The organism is Arthrobacter celericrescens, from assembly GCF_003614925.1.
GTDB classification, from domain to species: Bacteria; Actinomycetota; Actinomycetes; order Actinomycetales; family Micrococcaceae; genus Arthrobacter; species Arthrobacter celericrescens.
In genome coordinates, this window is sequence record NZ_QYLP01000023.1 from 12,314 (window position 1) to 33,737 (window position 21,424).

The following is a 21,424-nucleotide window of genomic DNA, read 5'->3' on the forward strand; positions in this document are numbered from 1 at the left end:
CCCGCCAAACGGTCCGTCCCGCCTAGCTGTCCATCCCGCCTAGCTGTCCAGGCAGGCCGGCCCGAGCAGCACCTTCAGGTCGCCGAACAGGGCCGGGTTCGGGTTCACGCGCAGGTGGATCGGCAGGGCCATCACCTCGATCTTCGTGTCCCCGTGCAGGTTCAGGCGGACCTCCGAGTTGCCGCGGTGGTTGCCGAGGACGTCCCTCAGTTCGGTGACGACCGCCTCGGTGGCCTTGTGCGTGGGCATGGTGATGACCAGCGGCCCGTTCACCCCCTCGCTCAGGTCCGGGACCGACAGTTCCATGCAGTTCAGGGTGACCGCACCGTCGTCGCGGCGCTGGAGGCGGCCCTTGACCACCACGATCAGGTCCTCGGCGAGGACGGACGCGATGGGCCCGTATACCTGGCCGAAGAACATGACCTCCATCGACGCGCCGAGGTCTTCGATCTCGGCCCGCGCGTAGGCGTTGCCGCTTGCCTTGGCGATGCGGCGGCTCAGCGAGGTGATCATCCCCGCGATCGTGACGATGGCGCCGTCGTGCGGGCCGTCTTCGGCGAGGATCGAGGAAATGGATTGCTCGGCGTGCTGGCTCAGCACCCCTTCGAGGCCCTGCAGCGGATGGTCCGAAACGTAGAGCCCCAGCATGTCGCGTTCGAAGGCAAGCTTGTCCTTCTTCTCCCACTCCGGCAGGTCCGGGATGTCCGTGGTGAAGGAGGGTTCCGATTTGTCATCCTCGAAGCCGGCGAAGAGATCGAACTGGCCGATCGCCTCGTTGCGCTTGAGGGTGATGACGGAGTCGATCGCCTCTTCATGGATCATCGCCAGGGCGCGGCGCGAGTGCCCCAGTGAGTCGAATGCCCCGGCCTTGATAAGGGATTCGATGGTCCGCTTGTTGCACACCACGGCGGGGACCTTCATCAGGAAGTCCGAGAACGACTCGAAGCGGCCCTGCTCCTGGCGGGCGGTCACCATGGAGTCGACGACGTTCGAGCCGACGTTGCGGATGGCGCCCATGCCGAAGCGGATGTCGTTGCCCACAGGAGTGAAGGTCAGCGCGGATTCGTTGACGTCCGGCGGGAGCACCGTGATGCCCATGCGCCGGCATTCATTCAGGTAGATGGCCGACTTGTCCTTGTCGTCGCCCACCGAGGTGAGCAGGGCGGCCATGTACTCGGGCGCGTAGTGCGCCTTCAGGTACGCCGTCCAGTAGGAGATCACGCCGTAGGCGGCGGAGTGGGCCTTGTTGAAGGCGTAGTCGGAGAAGGGCAGCAGGATGTCCCAGAGGGTCTTGACGGCTTCCTTCGAGTAGCCGTTGTCCTGCATGCCCTGGGAGAATCCGGCGAACTGCTTGTCCAGTTCCTCCTTCTTCTTCTTGCCCATGGCGCGGCGCAGGATGTCTGCCTGGCCGAGCGAGTAGCCGGCCAGTTTCTGGGCCACGGCCATGACCTGTTCCTGGTACACGATCAGGCCGAAGGTGCCGCCGAGGATGTCTTCGAGTGGCTCGGCCAGCTCGGGGTGGATCGGGATGACGTCCTGGATCTTGTTCTTGCGCAGGGCGTAGTCGGTGTGCGCGTTGGCGCCCATCGGACCCGGGCGGTACAGGGCCAGCACGGCGGAGATGTCTTCGAAGTTGTCAGGCTTCATCAGCTTGAGCAGCGAACGCATGGGCCCGCCGTCGAGCTGGAACACACCCAGGGTGTCGCCCCGTGCGAGCAGCTCATACGACGCCGGATCGTCCAGGGCGAGGGTTTCAAGGTCCAGCTCGATGTCCCGGTTGAGCTTGATGTTCTCCAAGGCGTCGGAAATGATCGTCAGGTTCCGAAGGCCCAGGAAGTCCATCTTGATCAGGCCGAGGCCTTCACTCGTGGGGTAGTCGAACTGGGTGATGACCTGGCCGTCCTGGAAGCGGCGCATGATCGGGATGACGTCGATAATCGGGTCCGAAGACATGATCACGCCGGCGGCGTGGACGCCCCATTGCCGCTTCAGGCCCTCGATGCCGAGCGCGGTCTCGAAAACCTTGGAGGCTTCGGGATCGGTGGAGATCAGCTGCCGGAAGTCGCCGGCCTCGCCGTAGCGCTTCGCCTGCGGGTTCTGGATGTCCGCGAGCGGAATGTCCTTGGCCATGACGGCGGGCGGCAGGGCCTTGGTGAGCGTCTCGCCCATGCTGAAGGGGTAGCCGAGCACGCGCGAGGAATCCTTGAGCGCCTGCTTGGTCTTGATGGTTCCGTAGGTGACGATCATGGCAACGCGTTCGTCGCCATATTTCCTGGTCACGTAGTCGATGACTTCCGGGCGGCGGCGATCATCGAAGTCGACGTCGAAGTCGGGCATGGACACGCGGTCCGGGTTGAGGAAGCGTTCGAAGATCAGCCCGTGCTCGAGCGGATCCAGGTCCGTGATGCGCATGGCGTAGGCGACCATGGAGCCTGCACCGGAACCACGCCCCGGGCCCACGCGGATGCCGTTGTTCTTGGCCCAGTTGATGAAGTCGGCAACCACCAGGAAGTAGCCGGGGAAGCCCATGGACGTGATGACGTCGAGTTCGTAGTCCGCCTGCTTGCGGACCTTGTCCGGGATGCCCTGCGGGTAGCGGTACTCCAGGCCCTTGGCCACTTCCTTGACCAGCCAGGAGGTCTCGTCCTCCCCCGGCGGGCAGGGGAAGCGCGGCATGTAGTTGGCGCCCGTGTTGAAGGAGACTTCACAGCGCTCGGCGATGAGGAGCGTGTTGTCGCAGGCCTCCGGGTGGTCGCGGAACAGTTCCCGCATCTCCTGCGGGGACTTCAGGTAGTAGCCGCTGCCGGAGAACGCGAAGCGCGATCCGCCTTGGTCGTAGGTGGGCTCCAGCAGGGTCGAACCGGACTGGATGGCGAGCAGCGCCTCGTGGGCCTTGGCGTCGTGCTCGTGCGTGTAGTGGAGGTCGTTGGTGGCCACCAGCGGGATGTTCAGGTCCTTGGCCAGGCGCAGCAGGTCGCCGGTGACCCGCCGCTCGATGTCCAGGCCGTGGTCCATCAGCTCGCAGAAGTAGTTCTCCGCGCCGAAGATGTCCCTGAACTCCGCGGCGGCTTCGAGCGCCTCGCGGTACTGGCCGAGGCGGAGCCGGGTCTGGATTTCGCCCGAGGGGCAGCCCGTGGTGGCGATGAGGCCTTCGGAGTAGGTGTTCAGCAGTTCCCGGTCCAGGCGGGGCCACTTGCCGAAAACCGAGTCGAGGGACGCGATCGAGGAGGCCCGGAAGAGGTTCCGCATGCCGGTGTTGTTGTAGCTGAGCAACGTCATGTGGGTGTAGGCACCACCACCGGAGACGTCGTCCTTGCGCTGGCTTTCGTCGCCCCAGCGCACACGCTCCTTGTCGGTGCGGGCAGTGCCTGGCGTGACATAGGCCTCGACGCCGATGATCGGCTTGATGCCCTTGTCCGTGGCCTTCTTCCAGAAGTCGAAGGCGCCGAAGAGGTAGCCGTGGTCCGTGGTTGCCAGCGCCGGCATGCCCAGCCGCTCTGTCTCGTTGAACAGCTCGCCGAGCCGGGCCGCGCCGTCCAGCATCGAGTACTCGGTGTGGGTGTGCAGGTGGACGAACGAGGCATTGCTGGAAGTCACCACGACAGTCTACCTTCGAGGCGCCGGGCCGTCCCCGCCGTCGTCGGGTGCCCGGCGGAGCAGCACAGCGGCGGCCGCACCTTCGGCGAGGTAGAACACGAAGGGCGGGATGTCCTTGGTGGCCGCGAGCACTGCGGCGGACGCGGCGGATGATCCGCCCAGCACGAGGGCAGTGCGCGTCGGGCGCGGGGCAGGCAGCGCGGCGAAGGCGCCGGCCAGCGCCGCAAGTGCGGCGACGTGCGACCAGGCGTAAGCGGTGAATGGCAGCCAGGAGCCCCTGCGGTAGGCGAAACGTTCGACGTCGCTCCCCCGGTCCGCCAGGCACCAGACGAACATCGGGGCACCTGCGAGCAGTGCGGCGGCCGCCGTTCCGGCGAGGGCCCGTGCCCGCCCGCGGGGAAATTCCCTTGCCAGGGCCGCGAAGGCCACCGGCACGGCCGCCGTCCCCATCGCGGCCACGTGCTGCCCGGCCACCCACCTTCCGCCTGAGCGTTGGAGGATCTCGAGGCGCCGTGCCGGGTCCGCGGTGGTGTAGACGCGCTGGGCCGGCGTGATGCCGGCAAACCAGATGACCGTACCGGCGATCACCGCCGCCGCCGGCCGGGAAAGGGTTCCACGATGGTTTGTATGCATATCGTGCCTCCTGCCCTGCAGGCTGGATGGGCCAATGAATGCACTCACGCTAACCCCGCGCGGGGGCGGGGTCAACGGACCATGGGCCGGGTCCGGAAGTCGGGCCGCGGCGCCTCAGGCGTCACCGCTGGCCAGCAGGTCCAGGGCGAATTGCAGGTCCGAGGGGTACTGGCTGGTGACTTCCACCCAGTCACCGCTGCGGGGGTGGTTGAAGCCCAGCCTGCGGGCGTGCAGCCACTGCCGGGTGAGGCCAAGCGTGGCCGCCAGGCGCGGGTCGGCCCCGTAGGTGAGGTCCCCCGCGCAGGGGTGCCGCAGGGCCGCGAAGTGGACCCTGATCTGGTGGGTACGGCCGGTCTCCAGGTGCACCTCCACGAGGCTGGCCTTGCCGAAGGCTTCCAGGACCTCGTAGTGGGTCACCGAGGGACGCCCGTCCTCGATCACGGCGAAGCGCCAGTCGTGGCCCGGGTGGCGGCCGATCGGGGCGTCGATGGTGCCCTCGAGGGGTTCCGGCAGGCCCTGGACCACGGCGTGGTAGACCTTGTCCACGGTCCGTTCCTTGAAGGCGCGCTTGAGCACCGTGTAGGCGTGCTCGGTCTTGGCGACCACCATCACCCCGGAGGTTCCGACGTCGAGCCGGTGCACAATGCCGGCACGCTCGGCCGCGCCCGAGGTGGAGATCCGGTACCCAGCGCCGGCCAGGCCGCCGACGACGGTGGGGCCCACCCAGCCGGGCGAGGGATGAGCCGCAACTCCCACGGGTTTGTCGATGACGACAAAGTCCTCATCGTCCAGCAGGATGTTCAGGCCTTCCACTACTTCCTCCACGACTTCCAAGGGGTCCCGGCGCTCGGGAACGGTCACTGACAGAACGGAACCGGCGGTGAGCTTGGCGGATTTCGCCAGGACCGCCTTGCCCGCACGGACGTTGCCTTCGGCCAGCAGCAGTGCGGCGGCGGAGCGGGTGATGTCCATGAGCTTTGCCAGACCGGCGTCGGCGCGGGTGCCGGCCAGTTCTTCGGGTACTTCGAAGGTCTCAGGCATCGCCGGACGCTTCCCTGTCAGTGTCGGCACGGCCAGTGTCGGCACGGCCGGTGTCGGCTTCGTCTTGTCCGGCCGCGGGCTGCTTTGCCGCAGCCTGCTGCTTCGAACCGTCCAGCCCGATGCCACGCAGGGTCAGCAGGCAGATCACCACGACCGCGCTGACGACGGCGGAATCGGCGATGTTGAAGATCGCGAAGTTGGGCAGCTGGATGAAATCGACCACGTGCCCCATGCCGAACGAGGGCTCCCGGAAGAGCCGGTCGGTCAGGTTGCCGAGGGCGCCGCCGAGCAGCAGCCCGAGGGCCAGGGACCACCAGATTGAGCCGAGCTTGCGCAGCTGGAAGAAGATGGCCACGGACACTCCGGCCATGACGAGCGTGAAGACCCAGGTGACGTTCTCGCCGATCGAGAAGGCCGCCCCGGAATTGCGGATGTAGTACCAATGCAGCAAGGGAGGCAGGACCGGAATGCGTTCGCCCTCCACCATGGTGCTGGTGACCCAGAGCTTGGTCAGCTGGTCAAAGGCGTAGGCGAAGGCCGCGAAGCCTGCGAAGAGCCAGAGCAGGCCCGGTCGCGGGGTCCGGCGAAGGGTGCGGTCCGGTTCCGTGGTACCGCTGGTGTGTTCGTCGCTCATAGTGCTTTCATCCGGGGGCCGTGGGGTGCGCTGCTCTTAACAGCGAAAAACCGGTGGCCGAGGAGTCCTCAGCCACCGGCTTTCAGAATACTTGCTAGACCTCTGCGGCAGCTTCGCCGACCTCAGGGGCGGCCACGGAACCACGGGCGTCAAGGTCACGCAGCTGGCCTTCGATGTAGGCCTTCAGGCGGGAGCGGTAGTCGCGCTCGAAGCCGCGGAGCTGCTCGACCTTGCGCTCAAGGACGGAACGCTGCTGCTCGAGGGCACCCAGGATCTTGCGGGACTTGTCCTGCGCGTCGTTGACGAGGGTGGAAGCTTCGATCTGCGCCTCGGCGATGATCTTTTCCTTCTGCTGCTCGCCATCGGCAACGTGCTTGTCGTGCATCTGCTGGGCCATTGCCAGCAGCCCGGCCGCGGACTCGGCGGAGGGGGAAGGCGAGGATGCTGCAGGGGTGGCAGCGGGAGCGGCAGGTGCGGCAGCCTGGGCCTTCTTCTTGGCTTCGGCTTCGGCGGCCTTGGCCTCGGCTTCAGCCTTTGCTTCGGCTTCTGCCTTGGCCTTGGCCTCTGCTTCCTTGTCGGCCTTGACCGGGGCGGGGACCTTCTCAACGACCGGTGCCGGGGTGGCGTTGGCGGCGACGGCGGTTCCGGCCTCGGCAAGCTTCTTGCGGAGCTCGTCATTCTCCTGGTTCAGGCGGCGCAGTTCGACGACGATCTCATCGAGGAAGTCATCGACCTCGTCCTGGTCGTAGCCTTCACGGAACTTAGTCGGCTGAAAGCGCTTGTTGACAACGTCTTCTGGCGTCAAAGCCATCTGGTCACCTCGTTGGTCTAGTCAGGAGGCCTTCCGGCCGTTCAAAAACTACGGTACCTAAATATCATCTGATTCCCCCAATTCAACACCCTTTGTCTTTAATCACGGGAACCGTGGCCTGGCGCGCCGGGTTTGCCGGGGTCCTGCCTACAAAGAAGCTACACCAGTGACCAGGTGAATCCCATCGCAATGATCACCACGATGAAGACAATCAGGAATGCCAGGTCGAGGGAAACCGAGCCCAGCTGCAGGGGCGGAACCAGTCGGCGGATCCGCTTGATGGGCGGGTCCGTCACGGAATAGACCACATGCGCCGTCACGAGCGCAGCGCCGCGCGGACGCCATTGCCGGGCAAACATCTGCACCAGGTCAAAGACAATCCTGACGATGAGGAAAATCTGGAACAGCAGCAATGCAATGTAAATAAGGCCAAAAACAATGCCCACGGCTTAGCTCAGTTCTCCTCGATCGCAAACGGCTGATGTTCTCTATTCCAACACAGATGCCAGGCGGTTGCCCGCCTGGCATCTGAAACGGCTGTGGCGGACCGTCAGCTTTGGTTGAAGAACGAGGCCTGTCCCTCGCTGGCCTTCTTGTCATCGCCGAGGACCTCGACGTACGACGGCGACAGCAGGAACACCTTGTTGGTGACCCGTTCGATGCTGCCGTGCAGGCCGAAGACGAGCCCGGCGGAGAAGTCCACGAGGCGCTTGGCGTCCGCCTCGCCCATGTCGGTGACGTTCATGATCACGGGGATCCCGTCCCGGAAGCTCTCGCCGATGATCTTGGCGTCATTGTAGGAGCGGGGGTGGACCGTGGTGATCTGGCGGAGTCCGGAGCTGTCTTCGCGGCTCGATGCCGCACGCTTGATGGGTGTCACGGGGGCGCGGTATTCCTCTTCGGCGGCGGCTTGGGGTACTTCACGGACGGCTTCCCGGACAGGTGCGGGGGCGCGATACTCTTCCTGCTCGGCAGCGGCGGCGTGCTCCTCATCCCTCCGGGGCAGGTGGTGCTCAGACTCGTAGTGCTCATCGCCGTCGGCGAGCCCAAGATAAACCATTGTCTTGCGCAGTGCGCCAGCCATGCTGGACTCCAATCGTGTCTGCAGTTGGCGGGCCGCCCGTGGCTTGACATGGATGCCTTGACATGGATGCGCAGGCCCGTCGCTTCCAATACTTTGACGCTACCCCACGGGTGGACGGGAACCGAGAATATCGGACCCGATCCTCAGGTGTGTCGCCCCGAAGCGCACGGCCGCTTCCAGGTCCTGGCTCATGCCTGCCGAGATCGCCGCGGCTCCGGGATGGGCTTCGCGCAGCGCCGCGGAAATGCCCGCGAGCTTCTCGAACGCGTCCTCCGGGCGGGCGCCGAGCGGCGCCACTGCCATCACCCCGGCAAGCCGCAGCCCGGGGGCGGAGGCGATGCTGTCCGCGAGCTGCCCGACGTCGGCCGGCGCGGCCCCGCCGCGGTGCTCGCCGGCGTCGTCGTCGAGGCTGACCTGGATGAAGCATTCCAGCGCGTCCCGGCGGTCCTCCTCCTGGGCGCGGAGCATGGCTTTGGCGAGGGCTTCGACGAGCTGGGGGCGGTCGACGGACTGGACCGAGTGCGCGTACTTCACGACGGACTTGGCTTTCTTGCTCTGCAGCTGTCCGATGAAATGCCAGCGCAGCCCGAGGTCCGTGAGCCCGGCGGCCTTGGCCGAGGCTTCCTGGTCGCGGTTCTCCCCCACGTCCCGGACGCCGAGGGCGGCCAGGCGTGCGACGTCGGCGGCGGGGTGGAACTTGGTGACCACAATGAGCCCGGGTTCCTCGGCGCGGCCCGCGGCCAGGGTCGCCGCGGTGATCCTGGCAAGCACGGCGCCGAGGCGTTCCTGCAGCTGAAGTGCCCGTTCGTCCATGCCGCCCTCCAGTTCTGTCCCTGTCAGACCGGGCTCAGCCATGGGTCCACACCAGTCCTGCGAAGCGGCCGGTCTGCTGCTGGCGGCGGTAGGAAAACAGGCCCGGGCTGTCCTTGGTGCATTCGCCGGTGTATTCGACCGGCACGCCGAGCCCCCCGAGCTGTGCGCGCACGCCTGCCTGGAGGTCCAGGGCCGGCGTGCCCCAGGACGTGACGGACCAGGTATCCGGCACGGCCGCGGCGACCTCGGCCCGGAGCTCCTCGGGGACTTCGTAGCATTTCCCGCAGATCGACGGGCCGATCCAGGCCGTAATTCCTTCGGCTCCCCGTTGCCGCATTTCGCCGACGGTCGCAGCGACCACTCCGGACGCCACGCCGGGCCTGCCGGCGTGGGCAACACCGAGCACTGGGCCGTGCGCGCTTTCGCCCGCGAGGACCACCGGAACGCAGTCGGCAACCATCACGGCAAGGGGCTGCCCGGTAGAGACCATCGCATCCGCGGTGGGAGGTTCGGCCAGGTCGCCGACGAAGGTCACGGTGTTGCCGTGCACCTGGGACATGTACTGGAACGTACGGTCGCCGAGCCCGGCTGCTGATTCCAGCCGGGCCCGGCGTACCAGGACGTCGTCAGGGTCGTCGCCGACGTGCAAGGCAAGATTGCCGGCGTCGGCATCGGTGAAGGCGACCCACAGTCCGGGCCGCACTTCCTTACGCCACCAAAACACTGCTGACTGACTCCCCGGCTTACTTCAGGAAGTCGGGGACGTCGAGGTCGTCGCTGCGGCCACCGGACAGGTCCGGTTCAACCACGGCAGGGAGGTCGACGTCGAAGCCGGAGTCGGCGGGCAGGGCGGAGGGACGCTGCTGGCTCCAGTTGCTCAGGCCCGAGCTGGCGACGCCGGCAGGCACGTGCTGCGGCACCGGCTGGTAGGCCGGGGCTGCCTGGGTTGCGGGACGCTGCTCCGGGGCGGCCGGAACCTGCTGCTGCGCTGCTGGCTGGGCGGCGGGCTGCTGGTTCATGGACGGCGAGGTGGCCTTGACGTCGTCGAAGCCTGCCGCGATGACGGTGACCCGCGCTTCGTCGCCCAGGGCGTCGTCGATGACGGCGCCGAAGATGATGTTGGCTTCGGGGTGGGCCACTTCCTGGACCAGGCGGGCGGCTTCGTTGATCTCGAAGAGGCCGAGGTCCGAGCCGCCCTGGATGGACAGCAGGACACCGTGGGCGCCATCGATCGACGCTTCGAGCAGCGGAGAGGCGATGGCGAGCTCGGCGGCCTTGACCGCACGGTCTTCGCCCCGGGCCGAACCGATGCCCATGAGCGCGGAGCCCGCGCCCTGCATGACGGACTTCACGTCGGCGAAGTCGAGGTTGATGAGGCCGGGCGTGGTGATGAGGTCGGTGATGCCCTGGACACCGGAGAGCAGCACCTGGTCGGCGGAGCGGAAAGCGTCAAGGACGGAGACGTTCCGGTCGCTGATGGAAAGCAGGCGGTCGTTGGGGATGACGATGAGGGTGTCGACTTCGTCGCGCAGGGCGTCGATGCCGTTCTCGGCGGAGTTTGCGCGGCGGCGGCCCTCGAAGGTGAAGGGGCGGGTCACGACGCCGATGGTCAGCGCACCGAGCGAGCGGGCAATGCGGGCTACCACGGGGGCGCCGCCCGTTCCGGTGCCGCCGCCTTCGCCGGCGGTCACGAAGACCATGTCCGCGCCGCGCAGGACCTCTTCGATCTCGTCGGCGTGGTCTTCGGCGGCCTGGCGTCCGACGTCGGGGTTGGCACCCGCGCCGAGGCCGCGGGTGAGTTCACGTCCGACGTCGAGCTTGACGTCGGCGTCGCTCATGAGAAGCGCCTGCGCGTCGGTGTTGATGGCGATGAACTCGACCCCGCGGAGGCCGACTTCGATCATTCGGTTGACTGCGTTCACGCCACCGCCGCCGATGCCGACGACCTTGATGACGGCCAAGTAATTCTGCGGTGCTGCCACGTTTCGTGCCCCTTGCTTGTGTCCTATAGCGAAACTGATCGAGTCCAACTTGAATCCTTGGACCTTAACCCTCTAGTTGAAGGTTATTGTTATGTCAAGTAACTCCTATGCGACGGTATGGGCTGGGAATCCGACATTCAATGACCCGCTCCGCGTGTCGTGTGAATGTCCCGAAATTCGCACCCGCCGCTTGTTTGTTACCCGCTCCTGCCGCCCGCGAATGCTACTTCGTCAGCGGGTGCCGGGGCGCCGAAACGTCGTAGACGTTGACCGGAACCCTGGGATCGGCCGGCGCCTTGAGCAGCACCTCCAGCACCTTGGCCTTGAGCTCCTTCTCCTCCGCGTTTCCCCAGACCACCGTCTTGCCGTCGATGAGCCTGAGCTCCACGGCGTCCGGGGACTTGGCGGATGCGCTGGCCATCTTCGCCAGGACATCCGCGGGAAGGGTTGCCAGCACGGCGGTGATGGCGGTGAACAGCTCCGCCCGGGCCGCGTTTCCCTCGATGAGGGGCAGCGGCACGGACGACGGGTCCTTCGTGGAGCCGAGCCGCACGCCGTCCACGTCCACCAGCAGGTAGTCGCTGTCCTTCTTCAGGAGGGCCACCGGCACCCGCTCCACCACGTGGACCACAAGGGTCGACGGCGGACGGGCCTCCGTACTGACGGACCGGACTTGGACCAGCGGCTCGAGCAGCCGGGTGATGTGGGCGTCGTCGATCTGTGGAAGGGGCGTCCCCTCCACCGGGACCAGAGCCTTGCGGACGGCGTCCGCCTTCAGCAGCTTGGTGCCGTCCACGCTGATGGTACGCACCGCGAGCATGGGCGAGTAAACCGCGGCCGCGAGGAACGCAGCCACCAGGGCGATGACCACGGCCGCCGTGGTGAGGGCAATCCGTTTCCGCCTGCGCCCTTTGGGCTCGGGAAACGCCAGGACCTTCGCGGTAGCTTCCTTGGCGGCTTTTTCCTTCGCGGCGGTCTGCTTGGCGCCGCCTTTCCTGGCGGCCGGCTCCGTGGTGGCGGGCCCGGATTCCTGGGCTTCAAGCGTCCGCTCGGCGCTGATCACACCGGGGCCGGCGTCGGCCTTCGGCGTGGAGGCGGTAGCCGGCTTGAAGGTGGGTTTCCGGGTGCTAGCCACGCAACTGCTCCACGATCAACGGCCCGTACGCCGTGACGTCGCCGGCGCCGACGGTGAGGATGATGTCGCCCTCCCCCGCTCCGGCTACGATCTGCCCGACGGCGTCCTCCGCACCGACGAGCCGGCCGGCCCGCAGGTGCTCGGTGATCAGTGCGCTGGTGACGCCGGGGATGGGGTCCTCACGGGCGGGGTAGATGTCCAGGACGAGGGCGGTGTCCGCCATGTTCAGTGCATCGGCGAACTCCCGGGAGAACTCGCGGGTCCGGGAGAACAGGTGGGGCTGGAAGAGGACGTGGACGTTCTTCCCCGCTGCCACGGTGCGTGCAGCGGAGAGCGCCGCACGGACCTCGGTGGGGTGGTGGGCGTAGTCGTCGTAGACCCGCACTCCCCTGCCTTCGCCCTTGAATTCAAACCTGCGGGACGCGCCGCTGAAATGCGCCAGGGCCGCGGCGGCGGCTGCGGGTTCCACGCCGAGTTCGACGGCGGCGGCGAAGGCAGCTGCCGCGTTAAGCGCGTTGTGGCGGCCCGGGACCTGAAGTTCCAGGCGCTGCTTCTCGCCGGCCAGGCTGACCCAGCTGCCGTCGGCGCCTTCGTCCTCCAAGCGGACGTCGGCGTCGTCAGCGGTCCCGTACGTCATGACCCGGGTGGTCCCGGCGGCCCGGACCCGGGCAGTGAGGGCGCGGGCGCCGTCGTCGTCCGCGCAGGCGAGCAGCAGGCCGTGCTCCGGCAGCAGCGCCGCGAAGGCGTCGAAGGAGGCGAAGACGGCCTCGGGCGTGCCGTAGTGGTCCAGGTGGTCGGCCTCGACGTTGGTGACGATGGAGATCAGCGGGCGGTAGTTCAGGAAGGAGGCGTCGGATTCGTCGGCCTCGGCCACGAAGATGTCCGAGCTGCCGCTGGCGGCGTTGACGCCGAGCGCCGGCACGTTGGCGCCGATCGCGAAAGAGGGATCCAGGCCCGCCTGCTGCAGCAGCACGGTCACCATTGAGGTGGTGGTGGACTTGCCATGGGTGCCGGCCACGGCAACCACGCGGTCCGTGCCCATGGTTGCGGCAAGCCCCTCCGAGCGGTGCAGCACCGGCAGGCCGGCGGCCCGGGCGGCCAGGAGTTCGGGGTTGTCCTGCCGGATCGCGGAGCCTGCCACGACGGTCTGGGCGTCGCCCAGGTTCTCCGCGGCGTAGCCGACGGCGATCCGGGCCCCCGCCGCCGCGAGCTCGCGCATGACGGGCAGGTCCTTGGCGTCGGAGCCGCTGACGGCGACCCCGCGGGCGACCATGATCCGGGCGACGGCGGACATGCCGACGCCGCCGATCCCGATGAAATGCACCCGGCCGAGGGAGGTGGGGTCTGCGATGGGCTGGGTCATTCGGATACCGCTTCCAGGACAAGATCAGCCATCCGCTGATCGGCGTTTCTGATGCCAAGGCTTTCGGCCTTGGCGGCCATGTTTTCGAGGCGCTGCCGGTCGCCGAGCAGCGGGATCAGTTCGCGTTCGAGCCACTCTGCGGTGAGTGCCTTGTCGTCGACGAGGAGGGCGGCGCCGCCGTTCACCAGCGCGCGGGCATTCAGGGCCTGTTCGCCGTTGCCCACAGGCAGCGGGACGAAGACGGCGGGAACGCCGACGGCGGCCACCTCGCACACAGTCGCCGCGCCGGCGCGGGCCAGCAGGACGTCCGCGGCGGCGTAGACGTTTTCCATGCCGTCCACGTACTCGACCTGCCTGTAGCCGGCGGCACTCAGCAGCGCGCCGCCGTCGTCCTTGACTTCCTTGCCCCGCCCGGTGATATGCAAAGTCTGGACCCCTGCCGTCGCGAGCGCGTCCAGCGCTCCGGAGATGGTCCGGTTGATGCTTTGGGCGCCGGAGGAACCGCCCGTGACGATGAGGGCCGGCCGGTCCTCTGCCAGGCCGAGGGCGCGGCGGGCGGCCGCCCGTGCGGAGGTCCTGTCGAGGCCGGAGATCGCCTTGCGCATCGGCATGCCTACGTGGCGGGCGTTCCGCAGCCGGGTTTCCGGGAACGCCACGGCGATGTGGCGGCTGAACAGGGCACCCACCCGGTTGGCCAGGCCGGGGCGGCTGTTGGCTTCGTGGATGACAATCGGGATGTTGCGTTTCCGGGCGGCCAGGTACATCGGGGTGCAGACGTAGCCGCCGACGCCGACCAGCACGTCCGCTGCGGCCTCGTCCAGGATGAGGCCGGCCTGTTTCACGGCGCCGGCAAAGCGGGCCGGGAACTTCAGCATGGCCAGGGAAGGCCGGCGCGGGAACGGGACCCGGCCGATGGTGGCCAGTTCGTAGCCGGCGGCCGGGACCAGGCGGCTTTCCATGCCTTCGGCGGTGCCGACCGCGAGGAAGGATGCGTCGGGGCGGGCGGCCTTGAGGGCATCGGCGATGGCGAGCATCGGGCTGATGTGGCCGGCGGTTCCGCCTCCGGCGAGCACCACCGACAATGGCGTGGACTGGGTTTCCCTCGTTCGGGTTTCCTCGGGCTGGGAATTCATGAAGTGCTATTTACGCTTTCGTGCAGTTTTCGCGGATCTGCGCCACAGGCGGGGGCCTTTGCCGGGTGCGATCTGGGCGCGGGCCAAGGACAACACTACGCCCACGCCGCACAGGGACATCAACAGGGCCGAGCCGCCGTAGGAAATGAACGGCAGGGGCACGCCGATCACCGGCAGGAGCTGGGTGACCACGGCCATGTTCATGCTCGCCTGGCCCAGCAGCCAGACCATGATCGAGCCGGCCAGGGTGCGCTGGAAGGGGTCGGTCTGCCGGATGACCACGCGGAAGATCGCGATGCCCAGGATGGCGAAGAGCAGCAGGACCACGATGGTGCCCAACAGGCCGAGCTCCTCGCCGATGATCGCGAAAATGAAGTCGTTGTGCGCTTCCGGGAGCCAGTTGTACTTCTGCCGGCTCTGGCCCAGGCCCAGGCCGGTCCAGCCGCCCTGGGCGAGGCCGTACATGCCGTTGGTGGACTGGAAGTCGAAGTCGAACTGGGCCTTGCAGGTTTCGGAGGCGTTGCCGAGCCAGGAGGTGATGCGGCAGATCCGGTTGGCGCTGCTGACGGTCAGCACGGTGGCCGCGACTGCACCGGCCGCGCCGGCGATGGCAAGCATCTTCCCGGGAACGCCCGCGAAGAACAGGCCGGCGGCGATGATGGCCATGACCACGATGGCGGTGCCGAGGTCGTTGCCCATCAGGACCAGGCCAAGGATGAGGCCGGCGCCCGGGACCACCGGGATGATCACGTGCATCCAACGGTGGAGCAGTTTTTCCTTGCGGGCCAACACCGTGGCGATCCAGACGCACAGGATGAGTTTCGAGAACTCGGACGGCTGGATGGCGATGCCGCCGACGTCGATCCAGTTCTGGTTGCCGTTGGCGCTGCGGCCAATCACCTGGACCAAGGCCAAAAGCACGATGACCACGGCCATGGCCAGCCAGGAAAGCCGCTTCATCCACGTCACGTTGGTCCGCGAAATCACGTACATCGCAATCACGCCGATCCCCGCGAAGCCTGCCTGCTTGATGGCGTCCGCGTACGGTGACCTGCCCACCGAAATGGCTTCCACGCTGGAGGCGGAGAGCACCATCATGATGCCGATCGCGGTGAGGGCGAGCGTGCAGCCGAGGATCAGGTAGTAGGTGGAGCTGTTGGCTGCCGCGCCCTTGCCTTCGATGCCGTCCCAGATCCTGCGGAGCCGGTCCCGAAGCCCTGTGTTCTGCCCGGCGGCCTTCTTGGCTGCCGCCTGGCGGGTGGGCGTGGTGACCATTGCTACTCCTCGGTGGTCGGTGCCTGGCCTTCCACGAGCTCGCGAACTGCCTGGATGAAAGCGTCGCCCCGGTGGGCGTAGGAAGAGAACTGGTCCATGGAGGCGGCCGCCGGAGCCAGCAGCACGGTATCGCCCGGGACGGCGATCCGGGCGGCTGCGGCAACGGCCTGCGCCATCACGGTGTCCCCGAAGATCGGCGAAAGTTCCCTACCGGAGGTCTGCGCTTCTTCAGTTTCGCCCTTGGGCTGCCCGATCACGGGGACATCCGCTGCGTGTCGCTGAAGGGAGGCCTCCAGGGCTTCGGTGTCCGTGCCGATGAGGACGACGGCCTTGAGCCGGTGCGCCTGGTCCTTGACAAGGTCGTCGTAGTTGACGCCCTTGGACAGGCCGCCGGCAATCCAGACGACGTTCTCGAAAGCGGCCAGCGCGGCGGCGGCAGCGTGCGGGTTGGTGGCCTTGGAGTCGTTGATCCACAGGACATCGCCGTGCTTGCTGACGGGCTGGATGCGGTGCTTGCCAGGCAGGTAGTGCTTGAGCCCTTCCCGCACCGCGGCGGGCTCCACGCCGTAGGCCCGGACCAGTGCTGCGGCTGCCAGCGCGTTGGCCACGAGATGGCGGGGAGCCACCGGGCCGAGGTCGGACAGGGCAGCGAGCTCGGCGGCGGAGTCCTTGCGCTCGGCGATGAAGGCCCGGTCCACGAGCAGCCCTTCGACGACGCCGAGCATGCTGATGGCCGGCGTCACCGTGGTGAAGCCGACGGCGCGGCAGCCCTCCACGACGTCGGCGTTCTCCACCATGCGTTCGGTTTCGATCTGCTCCGCGTTGTAGATGCAGGCGATCCGGGTGTTTTCGAAGACCTTGGCCTTGTCCGCCAGGTACGCCTCGTAGGAGCCGTGCCAGTCCACGTGGTCCTCTGCGACGTTGAGGCACACGCTTGCGGCCGGGGACAGCGTTTCGCTCCAATGCAGCTGGAAACTGGAGAGCTCGACGGCGAAGACGTCGTAGTCCACCGGGTCGCGGAGGGCGTCGAGGATGGGCGTGCCGACGTTGCCGACGGCGATCGCCTTCAGCCCCGCTGCCTGCAGCATGGATTCGGTCATGCCCACCGTGGTGGTCTTGCCGTTCGTGCCGGTGATGGTGAGCCAGTCGGGCGTCTTGCGGCCCGCGCGTTCCCGTAGCCGCCAGGCGAGTTCGACGTCGCCCCACACCGGAATGTGCGCGCGCTTCGCTGCGGCGAGCAGGGCCTGGTCCGGCCGCCACCCCGGGGAGGTCACCACGAGTTCGGGCTTCTCGCCGTCGATCTCGGGGATGGTGAGCACGGCGTCCGGTCCGAGGAGGACGTCCACCGCGCCGACAATCTTCAGGGTGTCCGCCTGTGCCTCGGCCTTCGGGGTGGTGGCGGCATCGACCACCACCACGCGGGCTCCGAGTTCGATCAGGGTGTCCGCGGCGGAGAAACCGGAAACGCCGATGCCGGTGACCACCACCCGCAGGCCGCGCCAGTCCGCGTCCCAGCTGGTGAGGTCCTTGAGCCGCTCGTTTCCGTGCCGGTCGTTCGTGTTCACAGCAGCACCACCCATTCAGCGTAGAAAATACCGAGCCCCGCGGCCACGAAGAGACCGCAGAGGATCCAGAAGCGCACCACCACGGTGATCTCGGCCCAGCCCTTGAGTTCGAAGTGGTGTTGCAGCGGGGCCATCTTGAAGAAGCGTTTGCCCTTGGTGACCTTGAAGTAGCCCACCTGGATGATCACCGAGAGGGTGATCAGTACGAACAGGCCGCCGATGATGCCCAGCAGCAGTTCGGTGCGGGACAGGATCGCAAAGCCGGCCACGGCGCCGCCGATGGCCAGGGACCCGGTGTCGCCCATGAAGATCTTCGCCGGCGAGGTGTTCCACCAGAGGAAGCCCACCAGCGCAGCGCTCATGATGGCCGCGAGCAGGGCGAGATCGAGGGGGTCACGGACCAGGTAGCAGCCGCTGCCGGTTTCCCGGGGCGAACCGCAAGCCTGGTTGTTCTGCCAGATCCCCATGAGGGTGTAGGCGCCGAACACCATGATCGAGGCGCCGGCGGCGAGCCCGTCGAGGCCATCGGTGAGGTTGACGCCGTTGGTGGCAGCCGTGACGATCAGGTTCGACCAGACCACAAAGAGGATGGCGCCGAGCACCGTGCCGCCGAATGCGAGGTTCAACCACGGAATGTCGCGGACCAGGGAGATTTGGAAGGACGCCGGGGTGATCTTGTCTGCGTTGGGGAACTGCAGGGCCAGGACCGCGAACGCGATGCCCACCACGGCCTGCAGGATGAGCTTGGCCTTGGCGTTCAGGCCGAGGCTGCGCTGCTTGGAAATCTTGATGAAGTCATCGAGGAAGCCCACGAAGCCCATGCCCACCATCAGGAACAGCAGGAGCAGGCCCGAAGCGGAGGGTCCCGGGGAGCGCGGGTTCATCATCCACATGATGAGGTGGGTCAGCCCATAGCTGATGAGCACCGCCGCGACCACCACGGTGCCGCCCATCGTGGGGGTGCCGCGCTTGGTGTGGTGCGAGGTGGGTCCGTCGTCGCGGATGAACTGCCCGTACCCCTTGGAGACCAGGAAACGGATGAACAGGGGTGTGCCGATCAAGGCCACAAGGAGGGCGACGCCTGCGCCGATCAACAGTGCAATCACAGCAGTTCGTTCCCTTCATTGGCGGCAGCTACAGCCGCAGTGTCCACGATCGTCCCCGCCTGTGGGGCCAATGCTATCCGATCGCCCAAGTGCCGCAGGCCAACGCCGTTCGAGGATTTGAACAGCACCAAGTCCCCCGGTTCGAGCTGCTTCTGGAGGAGGTCGAAGGCCTCGTCAGCGGTCTCGGTGAAGACGCATTCGTCGCCCCAGGAGCCTTCCTGGATCGCCGAAATGTACAGCGCCCGGGCCTCCCGTCCCACCACGAGGAGCCGGGAAATGTTCAGCCGGACCACCTGGGTTCCGATCGCCGTGTGTTCGCGGATCGAGTCCTCGCCGAGTTCGAGCATGGCGCCCAGCACGGCCCAGGTGCGGCGGCCCTGGCCGATGTCGGCCAGGGTGCGCAGGGCGGCCCGCATGGATTCGGGGTTGGCGTTGTAGGCGTCGTTGATGACGGTGACCCCGTCGGCACGTTCGGTGCGTTCCATGCGCCAGCGGCTCGCGGCGCTCTGCTCGGAGAGGGAGGCGGCGATGTCGTCGCCGGGAATGCCCGCCGCGTGGGCGGCGGCCGCGGCGGCCAGCAGGTTCCCGAGGTGGTGGACACCGATCAGTTTGCTGCGCACCGGTCGCGGCCCGGCGCCGTCGGGCAGCACGAGGTCGAAGGCGGGGTGGCCGAGGGCGTCGATGTCCGCGTTGCGGGCCTCGACGGCGGCACCAGCCGCACCGGCGGAACTCGTGCCCAGGATCGGGGCCACCGTGCGCGGGGCCATGGCGGCGACCCGCGGGTCGTCGAGGTTGATGACGGCCGCGCCGTCCGTGCCAAGGGCTTCGAGGAGTTCGCCCTTGGTCCTGGCGATGTTCTCCACTCCCCCGAACTCGCCGGCGTGGGCGGTGCCCACGACCAGAACGACGCCGATGTCCGGCTTGACCATGTCCGCGAGGTATTGGATGTGCCCGATTCCGGTGGCCCCCATTTCGATTACGAGGTACCGGGTGCCGGCGTCGGCCGTGAAGACGGTCAGCGGGACGCCGACCTCGCCGTTGTAGGAGCCCTTGGGCGCCACGGTCTTGCCGGCCTTGGACAGGATGCCGGCCAGGAGGTCCTTGGTTGTGGTCTTGCCGGCCGAGCCCGTGATGCCGACGACGGTGAACTGTTCGCCGGCTGCGGCGCGTTCGGCGCGGATCCGGCGGACCATTTCGGCGGCGAGGGCGCCCATGGCGAGGACTGCGTCCTCGACGATGACCGCCGGGTATGGCCGGCCCTCCGCATCGGTGACTTCGCGTTCGCACAGGGCCAGCACGGCACCGCGTTCGAAGGCCGCTCCGACGAAGCTGTGGCCGTCCGCGTGTTCTCCCGGCTTGGCCACGTAAAGCGAGCCCGGGCCTGCCTCGCGGGAGTCCGTCACGACGGTGGAGGGGACGATCCCGGGATCGGCTGCGAGTGTTCCATTGGTGATGTGGGCGATTTCCGCCGCTGTCAGTGCAATCATCTCGGTCTAGGACTCTATCCGCTCGTCTGCTGGAACCCGGAATCCCCTGGCTGTCAAGGCGGCCTTCAGTTCTTCCCTGTCGTCGAGGGCAAGGTTGACGCCCTTGACCTCCTGCCAGACCTCGTGCCCGCGCCCGGCCACCAGGATGGTGTCCTTCTCCGTGGCGAGTTCGACGGCCTTGCGGATGGCGGCGTCGCGCGGGAAGGATTCGATGATTTCGCAGGCCAGCTGCTCGCTCTCGCGAGCGGCGACGGCGCCGGCGAGCACCTCGGCGCGGATCGCGGCGGCGTCCTCGTCGTGCGGGTCGTCGTCGCTGATGATCACGACGTCGGCCAGGCGGGCAGCGATCGCACCCATGGTCGGGCGCTTGCCTTGGTCGCGCTGGCCGGTGGCGCCGAAGACGACGATCACCCGGGAGTCCTCCTCGCGGGAGCGCACTGCTTCGAGGGCGCGGGCGAGGGCGTCCGGGTTGTGGGCGAAGTCGACCACCGATGCCGGTGCTTCGGAGACGAGCTGCATGCGGCCGGGCACGGCAACCGCGAAGGGGTCCTGGCCTTCAAGGGCTGCCTGGAGCGTCTCACGGCTGATTCCGGAGGCCAGCACCATAATGGCGGCCAAGGCCGCGTTGGCGATGTTGAAGTCACCGGGAAGGGCCGTGCGGGCGCGCAGTTCGCCGCCGTCGCGGTGCCGGAGCACGAAGCCGTTGCCGAGGCCGCGGGGCGTGCTGGAGGCCAGGGTCCAGTCGGCGTCGTGCGCCTGCGCTCCCTTCCGGAGGGACAGCGTGGTGACCGGCACGGCGGCTTCCGCGGCGAGGGTCCGGCCCCATTCGTCGTCCACGATCACCACCGCGCGGCGGCAGCGGCCCGGCGTGAACAGTTCCGCCTTGGTGCGGAAGTACTCCTCCATGCTGCCGTGCAGGTCCAGGTGGTCCTGGGTGAGATTGGTGAAACCGGCAACGTCGAACATCACGCCGTCCACGCGGCGGTAGGAGACGGCGTGGGAGGAGACCTCCATGGACGCGGCGTCGAGCCCCCGCTCGCGCATCAGCGCCAGCAGCGCGTGGACGTCCGGGGATTCGGGAGTAGTCAGCAGGCTCGGAATCGCCTCGGCGCCGGCCAGGATTTCGATGGTCCCGATCAAGCCCGGCGTCTTGCCCAGGGCCCGCAGCAGCGAGTTGATGAAGTAGGTGGTGGTGGTCTTGCCGTTGGTGCCGGTCACGCCGAAGAGCGTGGGCGAGGCCTCCCCGGCCGGCTGGCTGCGGTAGACGAGCGCGGAGACCGGCCCGACGGCGGTGCGCGGCTCGCGGACGGACAGCACCGGAAGGCCGGGGCCGCCGTCGGCCAGAAGCCGCTGCGCGCCGTCGTCGTCGCTCAGGATGGCGACCGCCCCGGCGGCTGCCGCCTGTCCGGCGAACTCCGCGCCGTGCCGGCTGGCGCCGGGCAGGGCGAGGTACAGGTCGCCCGGCTCCACGGTCCGGGAGTTGAGGGAGACGCCTGTCACGGTGACGCCGGCGCTTCCTTCGGGAGCCTGGATTCCCAGCGATGCGGCGATTTCCTGCAGCGGCACAGGAGACACCCGGGCCGGGCGGAAACCGCGGTTTCCGGCGGCCGCGCTTACCGCCGTCGCGTGGTTCCCGGGAGGGCTCTGAACGGCGTCATTCTGCTCTGGCAAGGTGGGTCTCCGATGGTGCTCGTGGAACTGGCTGGCCGCTGCCGGGCCCCGACGGATCGGAGCGAACGGTTCCGGACGCGGCGTGGATGGATCG

General features: G+C 67.7%; 18 protein-coding genes. All 18 read right to left on the reverse strand.

All coding sequences use genetic code 11. The annotated features are described in order from the left end of the window. Nucleotides 1-39 precede the first annotated feature (39 nt). Nucleotides 40-3,597: a DNA polymerase III subunit alpha gene (gene dnaE, locus D3654_RS05125; protein WP_120520547.1), complete on the reverse strand. Its 3,558-nt coding sequence runs from the start codon at nt 3,595-3,597 to the stop codon at nt 40-42. Between the two features lie 9 nt (nt 3,598-3,606). Further along, the gene (locus tag D3654_RS05130) at nt 3,607-4,230 is read right to left on the reverse strand and encodes a hypothetical protein (protein ID WP_120520452.1); all 624 of its coding nucleotides are present in this window, start codon (nt 4,228-4,230) and stop codon (nt 3,607-3,609) included. A gap of 114 nt (nt 4,231-4,344) precedes the next feature. Further along, nucleotides 4,345-5,271: an RluA family pseudouridine synthase gene (locus D3654_RS05135; protein ID WP_120520453.1), complete on the reverse strand. Its 927-nt coding sequence runs from the start codon at nt 5,269-5,271 to the stop codon at nt 4,345-4,347. Next, on the reverse strand, nt 5,264-5,905 hold the full coding sequence (gene lspA, locus D3654_RS05140; RefSeq protein WP_120520454.1) for a signal peptidase II: 642 nt from the start codon (nt 5,903-5,905) through the stop codon (nt 5,264-5,266). The genes D3654_RS05135 and lspA overlap by 8 nt, the downstream gene beginning before the upstream one ends. Before the next feature lie 94 nt (nt 5,906-5,999). Then, a complete protein-coding gene (locus D3654_RS05145; RefSeq protein WP_120520455.1) occupies nt 6,000-6,716 on the reverse strand; it encodes a DivIVA domain-containing protein in 717 nt (238 codons plus the stop codon). Nucleotides 6,717-6,874: 158 nt separating this feature from the next. Further along, nucleotides 6,875-7,162 carry a YggT family protein gene (locus tag D3654_RS05150; RefSeq protein ID WP_120520456.1) on the reverse strand — a complete coding sequence of 96 codons (288 nt, stop codon included), beginning with the start codon at nt 7,160-7,162 and terminating at the stop codon, nt 6,875-6,877. A gap of 104 nt (nt 7,163-7,266) precedes the next feature. After that, nucleotides 7,267-7,800 (reverse strand): cell division protein SepF, encoded by a 534-nt coding sequence (locus D3654_RS05155; protein ID WP_120520457.1) that lies wholly within the window; start codon nt 7,798-7,800, stop codon nt 7,267-7,269. Nucleotides 7,801-7,899: 99 nt separating this feature from the next. Then, entirely contained in the window at nt 7,900-8,655 is a 756-nt protein-coding gene (locus tag D3654_RS05160; protein WP_120520458.1) for a YggS family pyridoxal phosphate-dependent enzyme, read from the reverse strand. Further along, a complete protein-coding gene (locus D3654_RS05165; protein ID WP_120520459.1) occupies nt 8,648-9,337 on the reverse strand; it encodes a purine nucleoside phosphorylase YfiH/LACC1 family protein in 690 nt (229 codons plus the stop codon). Before D3654_RS05165 ends, D3654_RS05160 begins: the two co-directional genes overlap by 8 nt. A gap of 19 nt (nt 9,338-9,356) precedes the next feature. Continuing rightward, nucleotides 9,357-10,595 (reverse strand): cell division protein FtsZ, encoded by a 1,239-nt coding sequence (gene ftsZ / locus D3654_RS05170; RefSeq protein WP_120520460.1) that lies wholly within the window; start codon nt 10,593-10,595, stop codon nt 9,357-9,359. Between the two features lie 223 nt (nt 10,596-10,818). Beyond that, complete coding sequence (locus D3654_RS05175; RefSeq protein WP_120520461.1) at nt 10,819-11,730, reverse strand: cell division protein FtsQ/DivIB; 912 nt, start codon at nt 11,728-11,730, stop codon at nt 10,819-10,821. Continuing rightward, the gene (gene murC, locus D3654_RS05180) at nt 11,723-13,093 is read right to left on the reverse strand and encodes a UDP-N-acetylmuramate--L-alanine ligase (RefSeq protein ID WP_120520462.1); all 1,371 of its coding nucleotides are present in this window, start codon (nt 13,091-13,093) and stop codon (nt 11,723-11,725) included. Before murC ends, D3654_RS05175 begins: the two co-directional genes overlap by 8 nt. Beyond that, on the reverse strand, nt 13,090-14,226 hold the full coding sequence (gene murG / locus D3654_RS05185; RefSeq protein WP_120520463.1) for an undecaprenyldiphospho-muramoylpentapeptide beta-N-acetylglucosaminyltransferase: 1,137 nt from the start codon (nt 14,224-14,226) through the stop codon (nt 13,090-13,092). Before murG ends, murC begins: the two co-directional genes overlap by 4 nt. Before the next feature lie 6 nt (nt 14,227-14,232). Continuing rightward, nucleotides 14,233-15,501 carry a putative lipid II flippase FtsW gene (gene ftsW, locus D3654_RS05190; RefSeq protein WP_120520464.1) on the reverse strand — a complete coding sequence of 423 codons (1,269 nt, stop codon included), beginning with the start codon at nt 15,499-15,501 and terminating at the stop codon, nt 14,233-14,235. 2 nt (nt 15,502-15,503) lie between these two features. Continuing rightward, nucleotides 15,504-17,081 carry a UDP-N-acetylmuramoyl-L-alanine--D-glutamate ligase gene (gene murD, locus D3654_RS05195; RefSeq protein ID WP_120520465.1) on the reverse strand — a complete coding sequence of 526 codons (1,578 nt, stop codon included), beginning with the start codon at nt 17,079-17,081 and terminating at the stop codon, nt 15,504-15,506. After that, nucleotides 17,063-18,172 (reverse strand): phospho-N-acetylmuramoyl-pentapeptide-transferase, encoded by a 1,110-nt coding sequence (gene mraY, locus D3654_RS05200; protein WP_120520466.1) that lies wholly within the window; start codon nt 18,170-18,172, stop codon nt 17,063-17,065. Before mraY ends, murD begins: the two co-directional genes overlap by 19 nt. Further along, entirely contained in the window at nt 18,169-19,659 is a 1,491-nt protein-coding gene (locus D3654_RS05205) for a UDP-N-acetylmuramoyl-tripeptide--D-alanyl-D-alanine ligase (RefSeq protein WP_120520467.1), read from the reverse strand. The genes mraY and D3654_RS05205 overlap by 4 nt, the downstream gene beginning before the upstream one ends. 6 nt (nt 19,660-19,665) lie before the next feature. Next, entirely contained in the window at nt 19,666-21,330 is a 1,665-nt protein-coding gene (locus D3654_RS05210; protein ID WP_120520468.1) for a UDP-N-acetylmuramoyl-L-alanyl-D-glutamate--2,6-diaminopimelate ligase, read from the reverse strand. Nucleotides 21,331-21,424: the final 94 nt, after the last annotated feature.